Source organism: Anaerobutyricum hallii DSM 3353 (assembly GCF_000173975.1).
GTDB classification, from domain to species: Bacteria; Bacillota; Clostridia; order Lachnospirales; family Lachnospiraceae; genus Anaerobutyricum; species Anaerobutyricum hallii.
Genome location: NZ_ACEP01000028.1, coordinates 1 through 6,163 on the forward strand (window position 1 = coordinate 1; position 6,163 = coordinate 6,163).

General features: G+C 39.1%; 4 protein-coding genes and 1 pseudogene. All 5 read left to right on the forward strand.

Annotation, left to right across the window (positions count from 1 at the left end):
- Positions 1-169 precede the first annotated feature (169 nt).
- The gene (locus EUBHAL_RS16425; protein ID WP_005344114.1) at positions 170-520 is read left to right on the forward strand and encodes a hypothetical protein; all 351 of its coding nucleotides are present in this window, start codon (positions 170-172) and stop codon (positions 518-520) included.
- The gene (locus EUBHAL_RS01735; protein ID WP_005344115.1) at positions 504-3,380 is read left to right on the forward strand and encodes a hybrid sensor histidine kinase/response regulator; all 2,877 of its coding nucleotides are present in this window, start codon (positions 504-506) and stop codon (positions 3,378-3,380) included. The genes EUBHAL_RS16425 and EUBHAL_RS01735 overlap by 17 nt, the downstream gene beginning before the upstream one ends.
- A gap of 141 nt (positions 3,381-3,521) precedes the next feature.
- Complete coding sequence (locus EUBHAL_RS01740; protein ID WP_005344125.1) at positions 3,522-5,402, forward strand: ABC transporter substrate-binding protein; 1,881 nt, start codon at positions 3,522-3,524, stop codon at positions 5,400-5,402.
- Positions 5,392-5,529 carry a hypothetical protein gene (locus tag EUBHAL_RS15825; protein ID WP_005344127.1) on the forward strand — a complete coding sequence of 46 codons (138 nt, stop codon included), beginning with the start codon at positions 5,392-5,394 and terminating at the stop codon, positions 5,527-5,529. The genes EUBHAL_RS01740 and EUBHAL_RS15825 overlap by 11 nt, the downstream gene beginning before the upstream one ends.
- Positions 5,513-6,163: pseudogene (locus EUBHAL_RS01745) on the forward strand (hybrid sensor histidine kinase/response regulator); the annotation flags it as partial. The gene EUBHAL_RS15825 and the pseudogene EUBHAL_RS01745, both read left to right, overlap by 17 nt.

Genomic DNA, 6,163 nt, shown 5'->3' on the forward strand with positions numbered 1-6,163 from the left:
CGATATGAATGTGTGATTTTAAAGAAATGTAGCAAGGGCACTGGCGGATTTAGACAGATGCCCTTTTTGTATGCAAAAAATGAGTAAGAAAACTGGCAGGGACAGGTTTTCTGTATACAGATAAAAGCAGGATGAAGAAGGTATAAAACGAAGAGAGGATTTTTATAAAATGCGAAATTATGAAGACAAAATATATTCTTTAAATGAGACTGTAACGGGACAGACACAAGCCATGTCACAGGCCGTACAGAAAGCACTGGAAAATAATGGTGGGGTAGGCATAATGACAGGATATTATGACCAAAACCTGTCTGTTTTATCTGTGAGCAATCTGCTGTTACATAGTACAGGATATACATTCGACTCTTTTATGGAGCAGACAAAAGGCTCATTGAAAAATTTCTTTTATGGCGATGATATGGATATACTGGATTATGACCGTTTTTTGCAGTTTCACGGAACAGGGGAAGCACAGATCCTTGCAGCAGACGGTACAGTGAATAATGTACGGGCTTTGTAAAGAGGATGCGACAGATGAGGCGGGCAGACAGATCTGGGTTATGTCCGTACAGGTCAACTGGGATCATGTAAATTTGGCACTGCTCAATGAGGCTATCTATTCCGGCTTCTGGTATTTTGACTGTGACGAAAACAGTGAGATTGTGAATGCAAACTGGAGTCATGAATTCCGAAAAATGCTGGGCTATCATGACACTCTGGACTTTCCGAATAAACTGGAATCCTGGTCAGATCTTCTGCATCCACAGGATAAAGAAAGAGTAATGGTGCAGCTTCAGGCGGCAATTAAGGATAAGACGAACCAGATAAAATACCAGGTAGAGTATCGTATGAGAATGAAGGATAATCAATACCAGTGGTTTCGGGCATCGGCAGAAGTAATACGCCGTCTGGATGGTTCTGCCAGCAGGATTGCCGGGATTTTTATTAACATTGATGCGGAGAAAAAAGAAATCATGCAGGCACAAAAATCTGCTGCTTTCCACCGGGCTTTTACGAAAGCAGATTTGTGCGAGTATTATGTGAATCTGGAAGCGAATACTTTTGATACCTTTAAGGTTGAACCGTCCCTGATGACCGTCTTTGAACAGAGTCATACGTGGGATGAATTGATCCGGCATTTTGTGGATTCTTATGTTGTGGAGACAGATAAGAAGGCGGTATCCTCTTTTTACGACCGTGGTTATATTGCAGAAAGGCTGAAGGGTCTGGAAACCGAATTGGCTTTGGAGTGCCGTATCACTCTGAATGGAGAAGAACGATGGGTCCGAAATGTGGTCATACGTGGCGAAATAGAGGATTCAGAATATGCCATGATCTTTCTGCGTGATATCACAGAGACAAAGGTAGAGAGCGCACGGCATCTGCAGATGGCAGCGGATAATGCTTACATGGAGCAGCTGATTCAGAGTATTGTGCGTCTGGTTGACCGCTTTGTTGTCTGTGATCTGGAAAATGACAGATATGAATTCTACAATCTGAATGGACAGATGATATATAAACCTCTGGGATTTTATCATGATTTTCAGATGCAGGTTCTTGAAAAATATAAGACACTGGAACCATTGGAAGCTATAGATATCCTGATAGCCCCGGATAATATTCGGAAAAAACTGAAAAGTGAAAATGATATTTATAAGTTTGAGTATTGCAGCCTGGATGAAAAGACTTATAAAATCGCTTCTTATATTCCCTTGGAATGGAAGAATGGAAAGCTGGAAAAGGTATTGCTGGCATCCATGGATGTGACACAGGAGAAGAAAGCAGAGATTGAATCCCGTCAGGCACTGAAAGAGGCTTACCGGTCCGCAGAAAATGCAAATCGTGCGAAAACAGAATTCCTTTCTAATATGTCCCATGATATCCGGACACCAATGAATGCGATTGTGGGCCTGACGGCAATCGCAGGAGCAAATGTTGAGAGCCAGGACAGAGTCATTGAATGCCTCGGCAAGATCACAGAATCAAGCCGCCATCTGCTGGGGCTGATCAATGAAGTATTGGATATGGCATGTATTGAAAGTGGAAAAATGACACTGGCACAGGAAGATTTCAATCTGTCAGAGCTGGTAGATAATCTTATTACACTTACAAAACCGGTGCTTGATGAACATAAACATAATTTTGATATACACATTAATCACATTGAACATGAGGATGTCTGTGGTGACAGCTTGAGGATTCAGCAGGTATTTGTGAATCTGATGAGTAATGCGATCAAGTATACACCGGATGGCGGGAATATTATTTTTTCCATAGAGGAAAAGCCAAATGGATTTTCAGAACTTGGATGCTATGAATTTACGATTGAGGATAATGGGATCGGTATGTCACCAGAATTCCAGAAAATCATGTTTGATCCGTTCAGCCGCGCGGATGACCACCGGACAACCAGAGTCCAGGGAACTGGTCTTGGAATGGCAATCAGCAGAAATATTGTGAACCTGATGAATGGCACTATTAAAGTGGACAGTACCTTGCACAAGGGAACTAAAATCACAGTAACAATTTATCTGGAGCTTCAGGAAAAAGAAAAAGAACAGGACAGAGATCTGATGAATCTGCCGGTTCTGGTTGTGGATGATGATAGGACATGCTGTAAAAGTACAGTTGCAACATTAAAGGAAATCGGTATTATGGGTGAATGGGTTCTTTCTGGCAGGGAAGCCGTTGAGTGCTGTTATGCACGGCATGAGTTGAAAGATGATTATTTTGCTGTTATTTTAGACTGGAAGATGCCGGATATGGATGGCATAGAAACAGCCAGACAGATCCGGAAACGGATAGGGAAAGAAATCACCATCATTGTACTGACATCTTATGAATTCAGCGAGATTGAAGAAGAAGCAAAGGCGGCGGGCATAGATGCTTTTATTGCAAAACCGCTGTTCCGTTCCCGGCTGACGGCTACACTGCGGCAGTTTACTTCAGGAAGAAAAGAAAAAACAGCAAGAAATTATTTGGAGAAATTGTCAGAATCAGACTACACGGGAAAAAGGATTCTGCTAGTTGAGGATAATGAGTTGAACAGAGAAATTGCTGGTGAAATTTTGCAGATGACAGGTACAAAAGTGGAAACGGCAGAAAATGGGAAAATTGCAGTTGAGAAAGTGGAAGCTTCTCCGAAAGGTTCGTATGATCTTATTTTTATGGATATCCAAATGCCTGTTATGAATGGTTATGAGGCAACAGCGGCAATCAGGAGTCTTCCGGGTGCAAAGGGAAAACTGCCTATTGTTGCCATGACTGCCAATGCTTTTGCAGAAGACGTACAGCTTGCCAAAAATACAGGTATGAATGGACATATCGCAAAACCTCTGGATATGAATAAGCTGAATGATGTCCTGAAAAACTGGCTGTAATTGATTCCTAAGTGTGTGGAAAAATACCTGGAAAAGTAAGAGAGAGAGAGATAATAGCATCAATATTTTTGCATAATTTGAAAAGCTGTAATAGGATAATCGGCAAATCAGATGAAAATCTGAGATGGAATTATTGAATTAATGATTTTATCAGGAAAGAATGAGGAAAATACGAGTATGGAAAAGGCAAAACAATGTCTGATAGCAGTACTGTTAGGTGTATTTTTAACAACTACTGTTTTATCCGGCTGTGGACAGTCTAAAAAAGAAGTATCCCAAAAAGATAATCATCTTACCGTGTATCTATGGGAAAATCGTTTAATGAAAAATATTGCTCCATATATCCAGAAGCAGTTTCCAGATCAGGATATCGAGTTTATTACCGGTAACAATGATACCGATTTATACAGCTATTTTGAAGAACATGGGGAACTGCCGGATATCATAACGGTACGTCGATTTTCGGGGGCAGATGCACAGGATCTACAGCCGTATCTTATGGATTTTTGTTCATATGATGTTGTCTCTAAGTATTATTCCTATGCATTGCAGTATTATAAAAATTCAGAAGATGAGATTCAGTGGCTACCTATCTGCGGAATCCCGCAGACGCTCATTGCCAACAAGACATTGTTTGATCAGTATGGAATCAAGATTCCGAAAAATTATAAGGAATATGCACAGGCTTGCCAGCAATTTTATGATAATGGTATAAAACCTTATATACTTGATCTTGCAGAAGACTGGTCTACTCAAGAAGTGATTCAGGCAGGAGCAATTGGTGAGTTCACAAGTCTTGATGGAATCAAATGGAGAAGCTCAGCAGAAAGTTCGGCAGATAATATAAAGTTTGATGCTGCATTGTGGAAACGTATCCTTTCACAAACCAGTACGTTTTTAAAAGACTCACATTTTACGAAAGATGACATCAGCGTTGATATTACTACTGCAACAGAAACATTTCTTGAGGGAAAAGCAGCAATGTTTCATGGATATCCGGCACTTATACAGGAATTCCAGAAACAGATGGATGCAGAATTGATCCGTATTCCTTTTTTCTCACAGACTTCAGATGAGGCTTTTATAAATATGACTCCGTCCTTAAACATTGCATTTAACAAAGATTTAGAAAAAAATCCTGAGAAATTAGATATAGCACTAGATGTACTGGACTGTATGATTTCAGAAGAAGGGCAAAAGCGTATTGCGGATGGAAGTGGTGTGATCTCATTGAATACTGATGTTCCGACAATGATGAAAGATGTGTCTGGACTGGAAAAGGAAATTCAAGATAATTCTGTTTATATCAGATATTCCGCTCAAAAGTCTTTTGCAGCCAGCCTGAAAGTTGTTCATGGATTGCTGTCAGGAGAAATGGATGAAGAAAAGGCTTATGATACTTTGTGTAGTGTAATGAATAGTAAAGCTACAGGAGAAAAAACGACTGTGAATTTTGAGCATGAGTATTCTATTTCACTGAATGATAAAAATGGTCGTGATGCGGCATCATCTATACTAACTACGGTTAGAAATGAGAATAATATACAGTTAGCTCTGGCACCATACTATTATTTCACTTCTTCTATTTATGAAGGCGAATGTAGCAGTAATCGTGTTGCTCTAATGACAGCAAAGAATTCGGATACGCCATTATACCTTGCAAAGATAAATGGTAAACAGGTATATGAACTTGTGGGAAATTATCTTGCGGATTTTGATTCGGATTTTTATGTAACTAATAAATATGAATTACCGATAGCATCTGGTATGAAAATTATTGTTAAAGATAAAGAAAATGGATTCTCATTAAAAAGCATAGCAGTTAATGAGAAAAAAATAGATAAAGAGAAGAAGTATTCCATTCTGCTTACGGATATTACTATGTCCATTTTGAAAAAATTATATCCAGAATGTGAGATTACCCAACTTAAGGATACAACGTTATCAAGTGCATGGGCTGCAGCTATGTCAAAAGGGCAGCAGCCGTCAGCACCGGAAGACTATATAGAGGTTGAAAAATAAAAGTGCAGATAAGACAAAAGGTAATAAAAAGAAAGAGAATTATAATACCAATGCTTATAATCCTGCTCATTTTTTCAAGCATATTATTTATGAAGCTTCTTTTGAACAGGATGAACAGGTATATTGATGAAAATGGAAAAAGCAGCATGGGAGCTGTTGTTGAACAGATACAGCAAACCTATGAGCTTCAGGTAAATGGATATTATAGCCAGTTACATCTAGTTGAAGATTATATTCTTAAGGAGAAAGAAGTATCGCCTGAAACAGATGCAAATCAAAACTTTTTTGAGGCATGGGAAAAAGAAGCTGGAAGCAGGCTAGTATTTCTTCAGGAAAATGGAAAAGCAATGACAGCAGATGGAACGAAGATGCGGATTGACATACCAGGTAAGCTTTTGCTGGCTTTAAGGAATGGCCATAATATTGCAAAGCTGGTTGCCTGGAATTATGAAGAAACACAAAGTGGAGGTTATCTGGTTGCAATTCCATGTCAGGAATATCATATGAATGGGGAAGTTTATACAGCAGTTGGAACCGTGTATGATCATTCAAAATTAGATTCCATGTTAAAACTGAAGAGTTATAATGAGAATGCGTATCTCTTTCTGTTAGATGAGGAAGAAAATATTACCTATACGAACCAAAGTGAAGATAAATTTTTTCGAAATTATTCATTGTTGAAGCATTTAAAGGCAGATAAGGCTATAACAGAAAAAGAGGCTGCTTTGCTCCAAAAAAAGATGGATAAAAAAGAACAGGGA

Bases quoted from the DNA above. Each gene is read 5' to 3' on its own strand.
- EUBHAL_RS16425 (WP_005344114.1), top strand. From the start codon at position 170: ATGCGAAATTATGAAGACAAAATATATTCTTTAAATGAGACTGTAACG.
- EUBHAL_RS01735 (WP_005344115.1), top strand. From the start codon at position 504: ATGTACGGGCTTTGTAAAGAGGATGCGACAGATGAGGCGGGCAGACAG.
- EUBHAL_RS01740 (WP_005344125.1), top strand. From the start codon at position 3,522: ATGATTTTATCAGGAAAGAATGAGGAAAATACGAGTATGGAAAAGGCA.